This window comes from Mammaliicoccus sp. P-M58, assembly GCF_022386165.1.
Taxonomy (GTDB): Bacteria; Bacillota; Bacilli; order Staphylococcales; family Staphylococcaceae; genus Mammaliicoccus; species Mammaliicoccus sciuri.
Window position 1 is genome coordinate 75,083 of sequence record NZ_JAJNJI010000008.1, and the last position, 17,509, is coordinate 92,591.

19 protein-coding genes are annotated in these 17,509 nt (G+C 31.7%); 15 read left to right on the top strand and 4 right to left on the bottom strand.

Annotated elements, in window-relative coordinates; translation table 11 throughout:
* Nucleotides 1-18 precede the first annotated feature (18 nt).
* From srlE to LQ694_RS10065, 4 genes are read left to right on the top strand one after another with little or no spacing between them, the layout of a single operon-like run.
* Nucleotides 19-1,041, top strand: a complete 1,023-nt coding sequence (srlE, locus tag LQ694_RS10050; protein ID WP_231492987.1) for a PTS glucitol/sorbitol transporter subunit IIB — start codon at nucleotides 19-21, stop codon at nucleotides 1,039-1,041.
* 16 nt (nucleotides 1,042-1,057) lie between these two features.
* On the top strand, nucleotides 1,058-2,116 hold the full coding sequence (locus LQ694_RS10055) for an alcohol dehydrogenase catalytic domain-containing protein (protein ID WP_218697106.1): 1,059 nt from the start codon (nucleotides 1,058-1,060) through the stop codon (nucleotides 2,114-2,116).
* A 5-nt stretch (nucleotides 2,117-2,121) separates the two neighbouring features.
* On the top strand, nucleotides 2,122-3,117 hold the full coding sequence (locus LQ694_RS10060; RefSeq protein WP_058612694.1) for a 2-hydroxyacid dehydrogenase: 996 nt from the start codon (nucleotides 2,122-2,124) through the stop codon (nucleotides 3,115-3,117).
* 17 nt (nucleotides 3,118-3,134) lie between these two features.
* Entirely contained in the window at nucleotides 3,135-3,524 is a 390-nt protein-coding gene (locus LQ694_RS10065) for a transcriptional regulator GutM (RefSeq protein ID WP_025907310.1), read from the top strand.
* An 87-nt stretch (nucleotides 3,525-3,611) separates the two neighbouring features.
* On the opposite strand, the gene LQ694_RS10070 is transcribed toward LQ694_RS10065, so the two are convergent.
* Nucleotides 3,612-4,502: a fructose bisphosphate aldolase gene (locus LQ694_RS10070; RefSeq protein ID WP_058612693.1), complete on the bottom strand. Its 891-nt coding sequence runs from the start codon at nucleotides 4,500-4,502 to the stop codon at nucleotides 3,612-3,614.
* A 192-nt stretch (nucleotides 4,503-4,694) separates the two neighbouring features.
* Here LQ694_RS10070 and LQ694_RS10075 point away from each other — a divergent pair, with 192 nt between their 5' ends.
* The 4 genes from LQ694_RS10075 to LQ694_RS10090 all read left to right on the top strand — a co-directional run bounded on the left by LQ694_RS10075 (nucleotide 4,695) and on the right by LQ694_RS10090 (nucleotide 7,252).
* Complete coding sequence (locus tag LQ694_RS10075) at nucleotides 4,695-5,024, top strand: DUF4889 domain-containing protein (RefSeq protein WP_025907313.1); 330 nt, start codon at nucleotides 4,695-4,697, stop codon at nucleotides 5,022-5,024.
* Between the two features lie 112 nt (nucleotides 5,025-5,136).
* Nucleotides 5,137-5,622 (top strand): GNAT family N-acetyltransferase, encoded by a 486-nt coding sequence (locus tag LQ694_RS10080; protein ID WP_218697107.1) that lies wholly within the window; start codon nucleotides 5,137-5,139, stop codon nucleotides 5,620-5,622.
* A gap of 155 nt (nucleotides 5,623-5,777) precedes the next feature.
* Nucleotides 5,778-6,107: an excalibur calcium-binding domain-containing protein gene (locus LQ694_RS10085; protein WP_218697109.1), complete on the top strand. Its 330-nt coding sequence runs from the start codon at nucleotides 5,778-5,780 to the stop codon at nucleotides 6,105-6,107.
* 206 nt (nucleotides 6,108-6,313) lie between these two features.
* Nucleotides 6,314-7,252, top strand: a complete 939-nt coding sequence (locus LQ694_RS10090) for a mechanosensitive ion channel (protein ID WP_048540541.1) — start codon at nucleotides 6,314-6,316, stop codon at nucleotides 7,250-7,252.
* 301 nt (nucleotides 7,253-7,553) lie between these two features.
* Here the strand turns inward: LQ694_RS10090 and LQ694_RS10095 are convergent, their stop codons facing one another.
* Together LQ694_RS10095 and bioB are read right to left on the bottom strand one after the other, a co-directional pair.
* Nucleotides 7,554-8,915, bottom strand: a complete 1,362-nt coding sequence (locus LQ694_RS10095; RefSeq protein WP_058612690.1) for a CitMHS family transporter — start codon at nucleotides 8,913-8,915, stop codon at nucleotides 7,554-7,556.
* A gap of 148 nt (nucleotides 8,916-9,063) precedes the next feature.
* A complete protein-coding gene (gene bioB / locus LQ694_RS10100) occupies nucleotides 9,064-10,026 on the bottom strand; it encodes a biotin synthase BioB (RefSeq protein WP_058612357.1) in 963 nt (320 codons plus the stop codon).
* A 173-nt stretch (nucleotides 10,027-10,199) separates the two neighbouring features.
* Between bioB and LQ694_RS10105 the strand changes: the two genes are divergently transcribed.
* The 3 genes from LQ694_RS10105 to LQ694_RS10115 are packed head-to-tail and all read left to right on the top strand — an operon-like array spanning nucleotide 10,200 to nucleotide 11,650.
* Complete coding sequence (locus tag LQ694_RS10105; RefSeq protein ID WP_196968449.1) at nucleotides 10,200-10,829, top strand: NDxxF motif lipoprotein; 630 nt, start codon at nucleotides 10,200-10,202, stop codon at nucleotides 10,827-10,829.
* A 27-nt stretch (nucleotides 10,830-10,856) separates the two neighbouring features.
* Nucleotides 10,857-11,246: a hypothetical protein gene (locus LQ694_RS10110; protein WP_096791644.1), complete on the top strand. Its 390-nt coding sequence runs from the start codon at nucleotides 10,857-10,859 to the stop codon at nucleotides 11,244-11,246.
* 29 nt (nucleotides 11,247-11,275) lie between these two features.
* A complete protein-coding gene (locus LQ694_RS10115; protein WP_049320517.1) occupies nucleotides 11,276-11,650 on the top strand; it encodes a hypothetical protein in 375 nt (124 codons plus the stop codon).
* Between the two features lie 56 nt (nucleotides 11,651-11,706).
* On the opposite strand, the gene add is transcribed toward LQ694_RS10115, so the two are convergent.
* Nucleotides 11,707-12,684 carry an adenosine deaminase gene (gene add / locus LQ694_RS10120; protein WP_218697111.1) on the bottom strand — a complete coding sequence of 326 codons (978 nt, stop codon included), beginning with the start codon at nucleotides 12,682-12,684 and terminating at the stop codon, nucleotides 11,707-11,709.
* A 241-nt stretch (nucleotides 12,685-12,925) separates the two neighbouring features.
* Here add and LQ694_RS10125 point away from each other — a divergent pair, with 241 nt between their 5' ends.
* The 4 genes from LQ694_RS10125 to LQ694_RS10140 all read left to right on the top strand — a co-directional run bounded on the left by LQ694_RS10125 (nucleotide 12,926) and on the right by LQ694_RS10140 (nucleotide 17,447).
* Entirely contained in the window at nucleotides 12,926-14,275 is a 1,350-nt protein-coding gene (locus LQ694_RS10125; protein ID WP_058612352.1) for an amino acid permease, read from the top strand.
* Between the two features lie 208 nt (nucleotides 14,276-14,483).
* Nucleotides 14,484-15,422 carry an ABC transporter substrate-binding protein gene (locus LQ694_RS10130; RefSeq protein WP_058612351.1) on the top strand — a complete coding sequence of 313 codons (939 nt, stop codon included), beginning with the start codon at nucleotides 14,484-14,486 and terminating at the stop codon, nucleotides 15,420-15,422.
* Nucleotides 15,423-15,492: 70 nt separating this feature from the next.
* Nucleotides 15,493-16,479, top strand: a complete 987-nt coding sequence (locus LQ694_RS10135) for a FecCD family ABC transporter permease (protein ID WP_065381558.1) — start codon at nucleotides 15,493-15,495, stop codon at nucleotides 16,477-16,479.
* Nucleotides 16,476-17,447 (top strand): FecCD family ABC transporter permease, encoded by a 972-nt coding sequence (locus LQ694_RS10140; protein WP_096791646.1) that lies wholly within the window; start codon nucleotides 16,476-16,478, stop codon nucleotides 17,445-17,447. The genes LQ694_RS10135 and LQ694_RS10140 overlap by 4 nt, the downstream gene beginning before the upstream one ends.
* Nucleotides 17,448-17,509: the final 62 nt, after the last annotated feature.

A 17,509-nucleotide genomic window follows, 5' to 3' on the forward strand; every position in this document is an offset into this window, starting at 1 on the left:
TTTAAGGGGGGATAAGAAATGTCTAAAATAGTGAAGGTTAATAAAGGGAAACAAGGTTGGGGTGGCCCCTTAACATTGAAAGCCACTGATGAACTGAAATATGTTGTGAGTGTAACCGGTGGTGGTATTCACCCTGTTGCCAAAAAAATAGCAGAAATGACGGGAACAACTGCAGTTGACTCCTTTAAAGATCCAGTACCAAAAGAAGAAACAATGGTCGCAGTTATTGATTGTGGTGGTACAGCTAGATGTGGAACTTATCCAAGAATAGGGATTCCCACTATAAATGTAAAAGTTATGAGTCCGTCTGGTCCGTTAGCTAAGTTCATGACAGAAGATATATTTGTATCTGGTGTAACACCAGAAGATTTAGAGAATGTAAGTGATGGAGAAACTCAGGAATTAGCTGCTACTAAAAATGACAGTGAGACACAATCTGGCAATGAAGATATAAAAACAAAAATCAAAGAAGCGAAACAAGAACATCAGCAAGAGGAAGAAGTATCTAAAAACAAAATGATGCTTATCATTGATAAAATCGCTAAAGGTGCAGGTAAGTTTATGAATATTATGTATCAATCTGGGAGAGATACAGTTGATACAGTAATTAAAAATATTATACCTTTTATGGCGTTTGTCGCAACGTTAATTGGAATTATCAACTATACCGGAATTGGTGATATTATTGCCAAATTACTGAGTCCTTTATCAGATAATCTTATTGGTCTTGTAATATTAGCATTTATAACAGGCTTACCATTCTTATCTCCATTATTAGCTCCAGGTGCAGTTATTGGTGCTATTATCGGTACATTAATTGGTAATGAAATTGGAAGCGGAAATATTGAAATGAGTATTGCTTTACCTGCTTTATTTGCCATTAATGCACAAGTTGGTTGTGACTTTATACCAGTTGGATTAACACTCGGAGAAGCAAAACCTGAAACAATCAGTGTTGCAGCACCAGCTGTTCTATTTTCAAGAACAATAACCGGACCACTAGCAGTATTAATTGCATATGGCATGTCATTTTTCATATAAGTGAGGATGATTGAGTATGAGTATAGAAAAAATAGACTTTGGTGTTTTAGAATCTCAAGGAAAAGCTAGTGTTAAATCGATGTTATTACCTGAATTAGGTGAACATGACGTATTACTTCGTCAAGAAGCATGTAATATATGTACAACTGATTATCAACAATGGCAAGGTAAAAGAGAACATCAAGGTTATCCTATGGCAGGAGGGCATGAAGTTTCTGGCATCATTATTGATAAGGGACAAAAAGTCTCAGAAACATATCAAATTGGTGATCAAGTAAGTGTGCTATATGACTATTGTGGGAAATGTGACGAATGTCTTAAAGGAAAAATAACAAACTGTCAGAACATCCCTCAATTCGGTAAAAATTACTCAGATGACTACTTTGGTATATTTGGATTTGCAAATTACTTTGTAAGAAACGCTAAAAGTATCGTGAAAGTGAACAATGATGTATCTCCGCAAGAAGCAGGATTTGTTGAACCACTATCATCAGTTATACGAGGTATCAAGAAGTTAAAGATCACTAAAGATGATCATTTAGTTGTGATTGGTGCAGGTACGATGGGGCTGCTAAATGCTTTAGTTGCAAGAATTAAAGGAGCAAACGTTATTGTGAGTGAAAGGAATCCAGTTAAAGTGAAGAAAGCAAGAGAACTGGGTTTTAAAGTAATAGATATTAATGAGGGAGATTTAAAAGAACAAATCATGGTAATGACAGGACAAGGTGCTGATATTGTAATTGTTGCAGTTGGTACGGCTTCAGCAAATCAACAATCATTAGATATTATCAAAAATTCAGAAGGACAAATTCTATTTTTTGCAGCGGGTTATCCTTCGCCAGAACTTAATGTCGATTCTAATTATATACATTATCGTGAAAGTTACTTTGTTGGAACATATGGATCTAGTATAGAGGATTTTGATGATGCAGCAGAATTGATTAGTAGCAGAAAAATTGATGTCAGTCCTCTAATAGAAGAAACATTTTCACTCAATGATATTCAAAGTGCTTTTGAAAAAGCGAGCACAAGAGGTAGTTATAGAGTGTCAGTAAAATTACAGACAGAGGAGTAGATACGATGAAATGTTTGGCTATTAGTGATTTATTTATTGATAAAGATATGATGGACGAAGGTTTACAAGAATTGAAAAATAATGGTATCGATGTAACTATACGAGAATGGAAACACGATGATTTAGAACAACTTCAACTCGATAATATTAAATTAGAAAAAAATGGACCAGACGCAGTTGAATTACCTGAAGAATTATTAAATAATGCTGAAACTTTTGATATTGTTATTACTCAATTTGCACCAATTAATCAACAAACAATAGATAAATTTACGAGTTTAAAAATACTTGGTGTGCTACGTGCAGGTATTGAAAATGTGGATCATGCGTATGCAGAAAAAGCAGGTGTTAAAGTTTTTAATACACCAGGTAGAAGTATTACAAGTGTATCCGAATTTACAGTAGGTATGATTTTATCTGAAATTAGAAATATTGCTAAAGGTCATTTTGACTTGAAGCAAGGTAAGTGGGAAAAACACTATCCAAATGGAGTACTAGCACCAGAAATTAAAAATTCTAAAGTTGGTATTATCGGCTATGGTGCTATCGGTCAACGAGTTGCTGACTTACTTAGACCATTTGGTGGAGAAATATTATATTTTGATGAGTATTATGATGGTCAAAGTGAAGATAGACAAGTTAATAATCTAAATGATTTAGTCAAAGAAGCGGATATCATTACAATGCATTATAGACTTACAGATACAACAAAAGATATGTTAAATAAAGAACACTTTAAAATCATGAAAAAAAGTGCTGTCGTCATAAACACTGCTAGATCTGGACTTATAAATGAAGAAGATTTGATCAAAGCATTAGAAAGTCGAGAAATAGCAGGTGCTGCAGTAGATGTATATGAAAAAGAACCGCTACCATTAGAACATCCATATAATAAATTAGATAATATTACGATTACACCGCATATTGCAGGCTCTACAATAGGGAATTTTGCGAACTCACCAGTTATATTAGGGAAAATCATTTTAGAAAATATTAAATAGAAAAGTAGGTTTAATATATGGAAAATTTCGGGTTTATTATACTATTAATTATCGTTGTTCTATTACAAGCAGTTGCAAACTATTACCATGGAATATATTATCAGAAAAAAATTAAAAAACTCACTGCAAAATATTCAGAAGGCTATTTAGGAGTGGGGATTACTAAAAAGTTTTTAAGACCTGGTAAAGTGGCGATAGTAGTTACAGATAAAGAAGGTACAATTTTGGAATGTAATATCTTGTCAGGAATCATGGTTCTATCAAAATTCTATAAATATAAAGAATATGAAGGAGAATCCATTGATTCAATGAATTGGGAGAAAAAGAAACATAAAAAAGTAGTAGAAGAAGCTATTAATAAAGTAGTATTCCAGAAAGTAAATCAAAGAAAAAGTGTATTGAATTAAAAAGTATTAAAAGTTTTATGCCGAATATAACCCCAATATAAAAAAGGCTCGGACACTAATAAATTGTCCATGCCTTTTGTTATGTTTTTAATTCTTATTTACTGATGCGTCATAGATTGAATCTACTGCGTCTTGTAATCCGTTATTAAATTCTTCTGCTGATTGTCCAGCGAATAGGTCAGTTACTAATGCACGTGAGAAACTTGCAATAAGTCCGTCATTTTCTTTAAGTAATTCGTTTGCTTTTTCTCTTGAGTAACCGCCTGATAATGCTACGACGCGAACAACGTTAGGGTGTTCGATTAATGATTTATATTGGTTTGGTTTTGTTGGAATTGTTAATTTCAACATAACGTATTGATCGTCGTTTAATTTATCTAATTCTTTCGCGATTTCTTCTTTTAAGATATCTTCGATTTCTTCTTTATCTTTAGCATTAATGTTCACTTCTGGTTCGATAATTGGAACTAATCCTGCTTCGATAATTTGTTTACCAATTTCAAATTGTTGTTCTACAACTTTAGTAATAGCTTCTTGATTTGCTTCAAGAATATTTGAACGCATTTTTGTACCGAATACATTACGTTCTTTTGCACGTTGTAATAACTCATCTAAACCAGGAATGACTTTCATTAACTGAACGCCATTTTCTTCATCTGCTAAACCTTTGTCTACTTTTAAGAAAGGAACGATACCTTTTGAAGCTAAGTAGTCAGAAGTATATTGACCTTCAACTTCACGGTCCATTGTTTGTTCAAATAAAATAGCACCTAATATTTTTTCAGAAGTAAAGGCTGGAGATGTTACGATACGTGTTCTCATTTCATGAACAAGTGTAAACATTTCATCTTCATTGCTGTATTGATTTTCTTCAATACCATAATCTTTAAGAGCTTTTGGAGTACTACCACCACTTTGATCTAGTGCAGCTATAAAACCTTTACCATTTTTTATTTTTTCAAATTGTTCTTGGTTCATTTTTTCCACTCCTTTAGATATTTTCAATTATAGTATGATGATTTTTAACATTTATCGCAAGTTATTCAACTTTTAATGATTTTTTTAAGAGAGAAAAATACTAAATAAATATGTCGAATTTAAGAAGATTGATGCGTGATTATTTCATAAAATGCTTATACGCCTTATGATGTACATTAGGGAGGATTCTCAATGAATAAAAAATCAGCAATATTATTAATAGGTGGCTTAGCTATCGTAGCTTTAGCAGTCGCAGCTTTATTATTATTTTCAACGCAAAAAAGTACTTACTACGGATATATGGAGAATAGTACAACTGCAGAAAAAGTAGTAAGTGAGAAAAATAATGAAGTTACGGAAAATATCAAAATCGAATCAACAAGTGATTTCAAACCTAAAAAAGGTGATTTTGTAAAATTAATTTCAAACGATAACGGCAAAACATTTTATAAAAAAGAAGTCGTCAAACATGATGACATACCACATGGTTTAATGATGAAAATACATGATATGGAAATGTAAGGAATATGAAGTCTGAGACGAATGAGAATGTCTCGGACTTTTACTATTTTATTTAATAGACACTTATAGTAAAATTACATTTAACTTCTATAGAATGTGGGTGGTTAAAGTGATGTTAATCAGAAATAAACAAGAATCAGATGTTGAAGCGATTGCTAAGGTTCATTATGAGTCTTGGTTGACGACATATAGAGGAATTGTTCCAGATAGTTATTTGGATCAATTAACGTTAGCATCATATATTGAAAGACACCATAAATTTAATGCACTGTGTATTGTTGCAGAGGTTGATGGAGAAGTGATTGGATTTCTAATGTATGGTAAAGACAAAGATGAAGATACAAGTGATACATGTGGTGAAATTATGGTCATTTACTTACTTGAAGCATATCAACACCAAGGAATAGGCACACGTTTGATGCAAGAAGCGGAAGAACAAATGAAGGATAAATATGATGAATTAAGTCTTTGGGTTTTTGAAGATAATCATCCTACGATTAAATTTTATGAAAAGCATGGCTTTAAAAAAGATGGTAAATCTGAAATAAGTGATGTTAGTAAAGCATTAAAAGAAGTAAGAATGATGAAAAGAATATGATACATAGTTGCCATGAATTTTAAAGTTCATGGTCTTTTTTTATATTAATAATCCAGGAAAAATTAAAAGAAAATAATTTTAAAGAATTTTGCTAAATATAGTAGAAAATTACAATAAATTGTGCTATATTTATAAAAAATTAAAGGGGAAGAGAAATGAGAACAAGAAATAATATTTTAAAATTACTGCTAGCTATTATCTGTGTGTTATCTTTTACAATGCCTACAATTCATATTCAAGTTGATGCAGCTACAACGAAAGTTGTAAAGAAAAAAACGACAAAGAAAGTTGTGAAAAAGAAAACAAAACAGTTACCACCAAGCCAAAGATATAATTACAAAAAACCGGGTGCTAAGGAAAAACGTAACTATCAAAATTGCACAGATTTAAGAAAAGTATTTCCAAATGGTGTGACTTATGGTCATCGTGCATATTTACCAAAATTTGATAGAGATAAAGATAGAATTGCGTGTGAAAGATACTAGGTAGAAGTATTATTAAATGGGATTGTGTTTTACGTGAAACGAGCAGATGTTTGATCATCTGCTCGTTTATTTTTTTAAAATATTAATTACTTATTCAAATTATTTAGGTTTTTAGAATAGATTTTTAAACAAATCAAAAATTATTATAAAAAATATGATTAGTATTATTATACTAGGGTAACATATCAAGAAAGGAGGAATTAAATATGAGTAAAATAACAGATTCATTCTTAAATGCTTTAGACAGCATTATAGCATTCATACCAAACTTAATTAGTGCAATTATATTATTAATTGTCGCTTGGTTAATTGCAGTAATTGTTAAAACAATTATTGTGAAAGGTTTAAACGCAGTTGGTTTTGAGAAATGGCTAGAGAAAAAGGGGTTAACTGAATCAGGAAGTGGCAAATCAGGATCTGAAGGTTTAATTCAGACATTTGGTAAATTAGCTTACTTCATTATATTCCTATTATTCTTACCATCAGTGTTTGATGCATTAAATATGACTTCTGTATCAACACCGATTAAAAACATGATGGGTAGTGTATTAGACTTCTTACCTAGAATTATTGTTGCGATTGTTATATTAGTTGTTGGTTTATTCATCGCAAAAGTATTAGGTACATTAGTTAAAAACTTATTAACAAATTTAAATGTTAGTAAATATAATCACTATGTAAACTTTGGTGAGAATAAAGAAAGTATTGATATTCCTTCAGCTGCAGGCTGGGTAATTTCAACAATCATTGGTTTATTCTTTGTTGTTGAATCATTAAATACAGTTAATTTAGAAGTATTAAATACAATTGGTGAAGCAATTATTGGATACTTACCATTAGTAATTTCAGCAGCAATTATCTTATTAATTGGTTTCATTGGTGGTAACTTACTATCTAAATTAATTAAAAAATCTACAGGTAACGTATTCGTATCTGAAATCGTTAAATATTTAGTAATCATCGTTTCAGTATTTATGACATTAGATCAATTAAACTTTGCTCAAAGCATTGTTAATGTAGCATTCTTACTAATCTTAGGTGCTGTAGCAGTAGCATTTGCTATCTCATTCGGTATCGGTGGTAAGTCATTTGCAGAAAAAACATTATCAAAAATTGAACGTAAAGCTGAATCAAATGACAAATAGAATATGATTAGAAAAAGCTGAGACATCCGTGTCTCAGCTTTTTTTTGTAGATATATTTAATGGGTGGGTGAAGGTAAGAGATTGAAAAGATGTGAGTTAAAGGCAGAATAAACTCACAAGATCGCAAAAGATGTGAGTTAAAGGCAGAATAAACTCACAAGATCACAAAAGATGTGAGTTAAAGGCAGAATAAACTCACAAGATCACAAAAGATGTGAGTTAAAGGTTGAATAAACTCACGAGATCCACCAAAGTCTTACCTTAAACCCTAAACATCCTCACTTTTTTCAAAAATCACATTCTATATCGTAACAATGCCCATCAAGATAGCTATAAATAGCATTAGGATGGAGAAACCCCAAACCCAGAAGAATGCGTATTTGATATATCTACCCATATTTATTTCTGCAAGTCCAACGGCTAACCATACTGCTGGTGCGAATGGGCTGACGAATGTTCCGATTACGTTACCTATCATAAGTGAGAAGGCTGTTGATTGTGATGGAACGCCAAATTGACTGGCTGTTGATTCTACTATAGGTAAGATTGCGAAATAATAAGCATCTGTACTTGTTAATAAATCTAAAGGAACACCTAATACACCGATTATAATGTGTAAGTATGGTCCTACAACTGTTGGTAATACTGCAATTAACGATAGTGCAATCGATTCTAACATACCTGTTTCATTAAGTATTCCTAGGAATACACCTGCTGCTAATATAACAGCTGCCATCATTAAGGCATTTGGTGCATGTGCTCTAATACGCTCCATTTGTTCATCGACATCTCTAAAGTTTAATGGTAATGCGACTGCAACACCGAGCATAAATGCAAATTCAGGAGGTACAATATCTAATAACATCATAGCTACGACAATGACTGTAAGTATTAAATTGAGCCAAAGTATGTAAGTATGCTTTGTAGCTTCACCTTTAATAGTAGCATTCTCTTCTTGGTCTTTTTCATAGTTTGCAATAATTTCATCCATATTGATTTTTACAATATCTTCATTAGGAAATGCTTTAGCAATACGTCTTTTTTCACGGATTCCTAAATAGATAGAGAATAGTATTGCGAGTACGATTCCGACTAGTTGAATAGGTATAACTTGATACCATAAGTCATTGATGTTATCGACTTTAAGAACTGAAGCGGTTCTTGCCATTGGTCCGCCCCAAGGTACCATGTTAATGATTGCTGCACTTAATGCAAGAAGTAGTACTAATAAGTATGGGCTCATTTTTAGTGCCCTGTATAATGGTAATAAAGCAGGAATTGCTAATAAGAAAGTAGTGGCACCAGCACCGTCTAATTGTGCAAAAGTACCGATAATCGTTGTGACAATCGCAACGATAATAATATTACCTCGTGTTAATTTAATCATTCCTCTAACAAAAGGTCTGAATAAACCACTATCTGAGATAATACCGAAATAGATAATCGCAAAAATAAACATGATTGCGACATTAAATACTTGATCAATACCGGATTCAACATATTTTCGAATATCTCCAAATCCATGACCAATAACTAATGCGCCAATTACAGGTATTAAAATCATTCCTACAACTGGACTTATTTTTTTCATAATTAACATTGCGACAATTGAAATAATAATAACGAGTCCAACTAATGTCAGCAGCGTATTTGGTTCTTCCATTTTTATCCCCCTCAGTTTAATATAGCGCTTACATTATTAAAAATTAAAAAGCTTTCTACAACACATTAAAGTGTAATAGAAAGCATATACTTATTATATCATTTGAAATTAAAAAATAATATAATAAATTGAAAATTCTAATAATAATTTAATAATCAATTTCAAATCCTAAATCTTGAATCATGTCATAGTCCATTTGATTTGGTTGACCACCAGTAATTAAATAATCTCCAACAAAAATAGAATTCGCAACCATGAGTGATAATGATTGAAGCGATCTTAAATTTACTTCGCGTCCACCAGCAATACGTATTTCTTTTGTAGGATTAATGAGCCTAAACATACATAGAATTCTAATACATTTCATAGGTGTTAAGTCATCCATACTGCCAAATTTTGTACCTTTTATAGGGTGTAAGAAATTGACTGGAATACTATCAGCATCTAATTGGTTCAATGTAAAAGCCATATCGATAATATCTTCGTCAGATTCCCCCATACCACAAATCACACCAGAACATGGAGAAATATTCTTTTCCTTCATTATATTTATTGTATTTACACGATCATCAAAACTATGTGTTGTCACAACTTCATCATGATAGTTAGCACTAGTATTTATATTATGATTATATCGGTCTACACCACTGTTTTTAAGAGACTCTGCTTGTTGTTCATTCGTTAATCCGAGACAAGCACAAATCTTAAGTTGAGGATGATTTCTTTTAATTTGTTCAACAGAATCAGTAATGTGAGAAATCTCTTTATCACTAGGGCCACGACCACTCATAACAATACAGTAAGTTCCAATTTTATTTTCAGAAGCCACTTTAGCACCATCGACAATTTGATTCTCTGGAATAAGTGCATATCGTTGAGATTTTTGTTTAACATCTCTTGATTGCCCGCAATAACCACAGTCTTCAGGACAAATACCACTTTTGGCATTTAAAATCATATTCAGTTTTACTTTTTTACCATAGTAATGATGTCGAACTTTATAAGCTTCTTGAACAAGTGTTAATGTATCGATCGATTCATCTTGATAAATTTTTAAAGCTTCATCATATGTTAAATGATGACCATTGATTATGTTAGTTCCTAAAGTCATTAAAATTCCCCCTCTATAATTATTAATAGAATACTAATAATATTCTTAATTGTAAACCTAAATAATTATATGGTTAACAATTAAGTGTTATTTACTAAAATATGGTAGAAATTACAATGAACTAGTGATAGCATATATATTGAAAGATTTAAATTATATATAGGAGAGATAAAATGAAGAAGTTTAAGTCAGTCATCATATATAGTAGTTTAGCTTTATTGCTTGTAGGATGTGGAAACGAAGAAAGTTCAGCAAGTAAAGATAATGAGCACAATCAATCAGAACAGCAGGCAAATAAACATGAAAATGCAAAGTTGCCAACTGTTGTATTTGAATCTGATTTAACAAATGAAAAATTATCAAAGTCAGAAATACATAAAAGTGTTCTACGTTATTTAGATACAAATGAAAGTATTTATAAAGTGACAACAAAGATTGAAGAAAAAGTATGGGACGAACAACCTTTAACGAAGAGAGAAGCAGATCAATTAGAAGAAGGTAGAAAACTTTTAGAAAAGAATGACCAGAACTTCTCAAATTATATAGAAAATAATACACTCCCAAACGGTTATCAAAAAGAAACAAATAGAATCAGTCAGTACTTTACAAGTTACAATCAAACAATTAAAAATTTAGATCAACAAGTGCAAAAAATAGAAGATAAAGCAGAAAAAGGTACCATCTCAACAAAAGATATAAAAGATATCGTACCAGATAGTCAAAATGTAAATGGCAGACAACAAGAAAAAATAGAAAAATTCCTTAAACAAATCAATGTGAAGACGAATGCGTTTAAAAGGTAAAAGGTTATTTTGAAAGATGGTGGTTGTATGCAGAAGCGATTATTAGAGAATCAAACACTAATAAGAGGAGCAAGCTTGTTTGTAATCTTTGTAATTGGAGCACTTCTATATTCATTTATGTCACTTCCGAAAATGCTTATTTTCATGGTTCCATTGTTTATATTATTGGTGCTATTTTGTGATTGGTTAAGAGGTGTAGAAGAAGCTAAGAATATAAAACGTTTTATGACCTATAGGGTAATTGTACTCTTAATAGGTGTTGTATTATTGGTTCAATATTTTTTAAGTATGTATCGAGAAGAAGTAAAGTATTTATACTTGTTTGCATGGTTTATAATATCATTTATCACTGACTTTATTGAGAAGAAATGTTTCCTTAAACAAAACAATGTGAACACGAATTTGGATAAAAGCTAAAAGGTTACTTTGAAAGTGGTGGTTGTATGATGAAACAATTAATAAAGAATAGAGAGTTATTAACGTTGATATTTATTTTTATCTTGATAGGCATATGTTTGTTACTGGGTTTATTCCTAAATCTTGAACAAATTTTGATATGTATTGCTCCTGTACTAATCATTTTCTTGATGTTTAGAGATTGGCTAAAAGGAAAAGAGGAAGCAAAAAATTTGAAGCATTTTATGGTATTTAGGCTCATCATTAACATAATAATCTTTGTATTAATGATTCTATATATTTTCAGTTCATACCAAAGTGATAGTGGCCCAAATATTTTGTATATGCTTGGCTGGTGTATTGTTATCTTTATTGGCTACATTATAGAGAATAAATATTTTATAAAAAAAGATTCAGGTAATTAACAATCAAGAAACATAAAAGGCTGGGACAGTATGAGCTGTCTCAGCCTTTATAATATTTAATATTTTGTTTTTAACTGTTCTTTTTCAATGTCTGATATAAAGGCATGGTCTATTGCTTTAATATTAATGTCTTTCATTTCTGCTATTGATAATAACTGATGGTTATACAAGAGTTGATATTCTTGGTTTAAGTTTGTATTCGAAACTGTTCTATTATCTGTATTAATATTAAAGGGTATACCTTGCTCTATGAGCTTTCTAATGTTAAGTTCTTCTACTGATTGAATTGCTTTTGTTTGTAAGTTACTCGTTGGACAAATTTCTAATAATGCGTTGTGTTGTTTAATGTATGATAATGCTTGATTGTCTTGAATTGCTGCAACGCCATGTCCTATTCTTCGTGCACCGAGTTCGATTCCTTCTATTATATTATGAATACATCCACATTCACCGGCATGCAATGTTAAGTAATGGCCAGAATCTGTAGAATGTTGAATGGCTTCTTGTATGACCTTTGTTGGAAAGGCTTCTTCAGGACCTGCAAAATCAAAACCTACAATATGACAATTGTTTGTATTTAACTGGTCTACAGATTTAAATAGTTCAATGTTTGTTTGATTGTCGTGATGTCGCATACCGCAAATTAGCAAATTGACTTTAATATCATATGTATGTTCAGCTTCGATTGCTCCGTTGTTAACTGCTTCTAGAATTTCTTCAATGTTTAATCCTTTATCTGTATGGAAAAGTGGCGCAAATCGTATTTCTATATATTTAATGTTGTCGTGATGTGCTTGTCGTGCGACGTCGACAACAGCTTTTTCTAAGCTATCTTTTGTTTGTAGCACTTTTAAAATGGTGTCGAAAGATTTTAAGTAGTCATCTAAGCTTTCACAATTTTGATCTACTTGAATATCTTCTAAATTAATAGATACATGTTGTTCTCGTGCGAGTTGTTGGATTAATTCGATGCTGACAGATCCGTCTAAATGACAGTGTAACTCTGTTTTTGCTACTTCGTTTATTGTAGACATTAGGAATATCCTTTCTTTATCTATTGGTATGATTTTTAAATATAATTATATATTATAAACAATTTCAGAAATATCTGGTAGTATTTAGCACAAATGTGTAGATTTTGTGATTGAATATATAAAAATATTAGTTTTTATTTGAAAATTCTTGGTATCCAATTATTAAAAATGCTATATTTATAGAATATTTTAATAATTATAGGTTGAAAATTTAGAACTTACATATTAAGAAGGGTCAGACATGAATAATAATTTAAAAAGAGAGTTAACGTCAAGACAAATGCAAATGATTGCGATTGGTGGCACAATTGGTGTTGGTCTATTTATGGGTGCATCAAGTACGATTAAGTGGACAGGGCCATCCGTGTTATTAGCTTATGCGATTGCAGGTGTATTTGTATTTTTAATTATGAGAGCACTAGGTGAAATGGTTTACGTTTATCCAGATACAGGTTCATTTGCTAAGTTTGCAAATGATTATATTCATCCGTCATTTTCATTTGTAACAGCTGCAAGTAGTACATTTAATTGGATTATTGTCGGTATGAGTGAGGTTATAGCAGTAGGTTCGTATTTTAAATTTTGGTGGCCAGATTTACCTTCATGGATACCAGGTTTAGCTGTCGTTCTTATATTGCTTTCTGCAAACTTAGTTTCTGTTAAGTGGTTTGGTGAATTTGAATTTTGGTTTGCCGCTGTAAAAGTCGTAACGATTATATTAATGATTATTGCAGGTTTAGGCTTAATAATTTTCGGAATAGGTAATAACTTTAATCCGATTGGTGTTAGTCATTTATGGGATCGTGGTGGTTTCTTTACTGGTGGTCTAAGTGGTTTCTTCTTTGCATTATCTATTGTATTTGGTTCTTATATTGGTATCGAATTAATTGGTATTACTGCAGGTGAAACGAAAGATCCACAGAAAAATATTGTAAAAGCCATTAACGGTGTTGTATGGAGAATATTAATTTTCTATATCGGTTCGATTTTCGTTATTGTAACGGTTTATCCATGGGATGAAGTGAATCAAATTGGTTCACCGTTTGTTGCAACATTTGCAAAAGTGGGTATTACAGCTGCTGCAACAATTATTAACTTTGTTGTGATTACAGCAGCAATGTCAGGTTGTAACTCTGGCATTTTTAGTACGAGTCGTATGCTTTATACATTATCTAAACAAAAGCAAATTTCTCAAATATTCTATAGAACGAATAAAAATGGTGTCCCACATATCGCTGTTATCGCAGTATCAATCGGTATCTTCTTCGGTATCGTCTTAGATATTGTATTACCTCTAATATTAGGTAAAGATACGAATATATTTGTATATGTGTTCAGCGCAGGTGTGCTTCCAGGTATGGTGCCATGGTTCGCTATTTTAATTAGTCATATGAATTTTAGAAAGAGAGAACAAATTAAAGACCATCCATTTAAGATGCCATTCGCACCGGTCAGTAATATAATCACAATTATTATGCTTATACTGGTTGTCATTGGCATGTTGTTCAATGCTGAAACACGAATTTCGGTCATAATTGGAATCGTATTTATTGCGATCATTAGCTTATATGCATTTATTAAAAAGCCATAATATATGAATAAAAATACATGTGCATTTTGTTTGCACATGTATTTTTTATAGTATAAATCTAAATATAGTAAATTTATTTGATAACTAATGATTGTTATATAACAGTTAAATAAAGGGTTTTATAAAATAAATATTCAAAATTGACTATAGACATCATTTTCTGAATATTATACAATTGATAACAGTTATCAATTATTAGGAGGACATCATGAATAAATATTCAAGAATTTTTATGGCGGTATTAGTTGTTTCAGCAATGTTTCTAGCAGCTTGTGGCAATAATAAAGGTAGCGAAGCAGGTGCTAAGAAATCTGAAACAATAGAAATAAAAGATGAATTAGGTACTCAAAAAGTTAAAAAGAATCCTAAAAACATTGTCGTATTAGAGTATTCTTTTGCAGATGCAGTTAAAAATCTTGGCAATACACCAGTTGGTATTGCGGATGATAATAAGAAAGAAATTATTAAAAAGTTATATGGTGAAGATGTGAAATATACATCAGTTGGTACGCGTAAGCAACCAAACTTAGAATCTATCAGTTCACTTAAACCAGATTTGATTATAGCGGATGTTCAACGTCATAAAGGTATAAGTGAAGACTTGAAGAAAATTGCACCTACACTTGTACTGAAAAGTAGAGAAGCAAGCTATGATGATGTGAATGGCTCATTCAAAACAATTGGTAAAGCTTTAGGTAAAGAAGATAAAGCGAAACAATTACTTGAAAATCAAGATGCAAAAATTAAAAAAGCTAAAGATAAAGTAACTACTAAAGAAAACAAAGGTCAAAAAGTATTGATTGCAGTTGCGAGAGAAGATGCTTTTCAAGCTCATACATCTACTTCTTATGCTGGTCAACTTTTAACGAAATTGGGATTAGATAATGCTGTAGAATCTAAAAATGCATATGAAGATGTTAATTTAGAAAATTTATCTAAAATTAATCCGGATAAAATCATTTTTACAACTGATAAAAAGAATCCAATAACAGATGATTGGAAAGAAAAAGCGATTTGGAAAGATCTTAAAGCATATAAAAAAGGTCAAATATATCAAGTCGATAGAGACTTCTGGACAAGATTCAGAGGTATCAATGCCAATGAATATATCATAAAAGATTTACAAAAATATAACGAAAAGAAATAAACACTTGAACAATGAACGTACATACAATTGTCCGTTCATTGTTTTATTTCTGAGTTGAGTTGGTGATGTTATGAAAAAAGAAACGATAATCATTATAGCAACATTCATAATTTTAATTATAGGAATTTTTATAAATTTAAGCTTTGCTTCGTCAATTATGAGTTTTAAAACGATATTTCATGCTTTAATACATAATGATCATTCGAAAGATACATTAATTATTAGAACGGTAAGGTTACCAAGACTGTTAGTTGCGATTATGGTTGGTGTGAGTTTAGCGCTAGCAGGTGCAATCATGCAAGGTATTACGAGGAATGCACTCGCTTCACCTCAAACATTTGGTATTAATGCCGGTGCTTCGTTAGTACTTGTTGCGGCATTGGTTTTCTTTCCTGATTATAATGGTAATCAAAGTGCGTATATTGGCTTTATTGGTGCGATTTTAGGTGGCGTGATTGTTTATACCTTTATTTATGGACATGAGAATAATCAAGTTCGTTTAGCCTTAGCGGGTATGACCATTCATTTGTTACTATCTTCGGTCACTGAAGTGTTGATATTAATGAATGAAAATGCCACAGATATTCTATATTGGTTAACAGGTTCATTAAACGGTAAAGATTGGGATAGTGTGGAAGTCTTATTACCATGGTTTGTAATCGGTACGATTATCACCATTATGTTAGCGAGACATTTAACGGTTATTTCACTTGGTGATGATTTAGCTACAAGTTTAGGTGTTTATAAGAAACTGATTTATATCGTATTTGGATTGATGGTTATTATTCTAGCTGGTTCATCAGTATCTGTTGCTGGCCCAATTGGCTTTGTAGGCTTAATTGCACCTCATATTTCGAAGAGGTTGATTAGAGGCGGTTATGAAAGACATATTATATTAACGGCACTTATTGGTGCAGTGTTACTCGTTTATTCAGATGCGTTATCACATATTATCGCATATCCTTATGAATCGCCCGTCGGAATTGTAACAGCTTTAATAGGCGGACCATTCTTCCTTTACTTATGTAAAAATGGAAGGAGTGTTCAAAAAGGATGAAACTTAAATGGAAATATATCATCGTTTCACTCGTACTATTGGTCGCATTATTCATTAATCTACAAGTAGGTTCTCAGTTTATAGGTATATCAAAGATTATATCTACATTAACTGGCTTTTCAGATGATTATGATTTTGTCGTTTATAATTATAGATTGCCAAGAATGATTATTTCATTGATTGGTGGATGTTTATTAGGTGTATCAGGTGCAATTGTCCAAAGTTTACTGAGAAATCCTTTAGCATCACCAGATATCATCGGTGTCACAAAAGGTGCAGGATTATTTGCAGTCGCCCAAACATTGTTGTTACCAGCACTACCATTTTATTTCTTAGGTATTGCTTCATTTATTGGTGCAGTTGTACTCATCATGCTTATAATGCTTATCGGTAAATTGTTCCAAGCAAGTACATACACAATAGCATTAATCGGTGTTGCTTTAAGTGCAATATGTCAAGCAGGTCTACAATATTTCATGATTAGATATCCAGACAATATTAATACGACATTATTATGGTTGTCAGGAAGTGTATGGGGACGTAATTATGATGACTTATGGTTCTTTATACCTGGAGTATTGGTGTTGCCACTTATTTTCTTTTTTGCTCGTAAAATTGACATATTAAGTTTAGGTGATGAATCTGCTGTCAGTTTAGGAGAAAAAGTATCGCTCATTAGAAATATATATCTTGTAATGGCAGCAATTTGTGTTGGTTCTGTTGTGTCAGTAACAGGAACAATTAGTTTTATAGGCTTAATTGCACCCCATATTGCAAGGTTATTAGCGGGACCGAAAGCCATTAAATTGTTACCATTGTCAGCTTTAATAGGTTCAATATTCTTATTAGTAGCAGACGCAATAGGTAAAGGATTGTTTCCTCCACTCGAAATTCCTGCAGGTGTTGTAACAGCCATTATAGGTGCACCTTATTTCTTATATTTATTAAAAAAATCTCAAAGTGTATAGAGAGTTATTTAGCCGGAACAGTCAGGGTTGTTTCGGCTTTTTGATAGGCAAAAATATTTCTT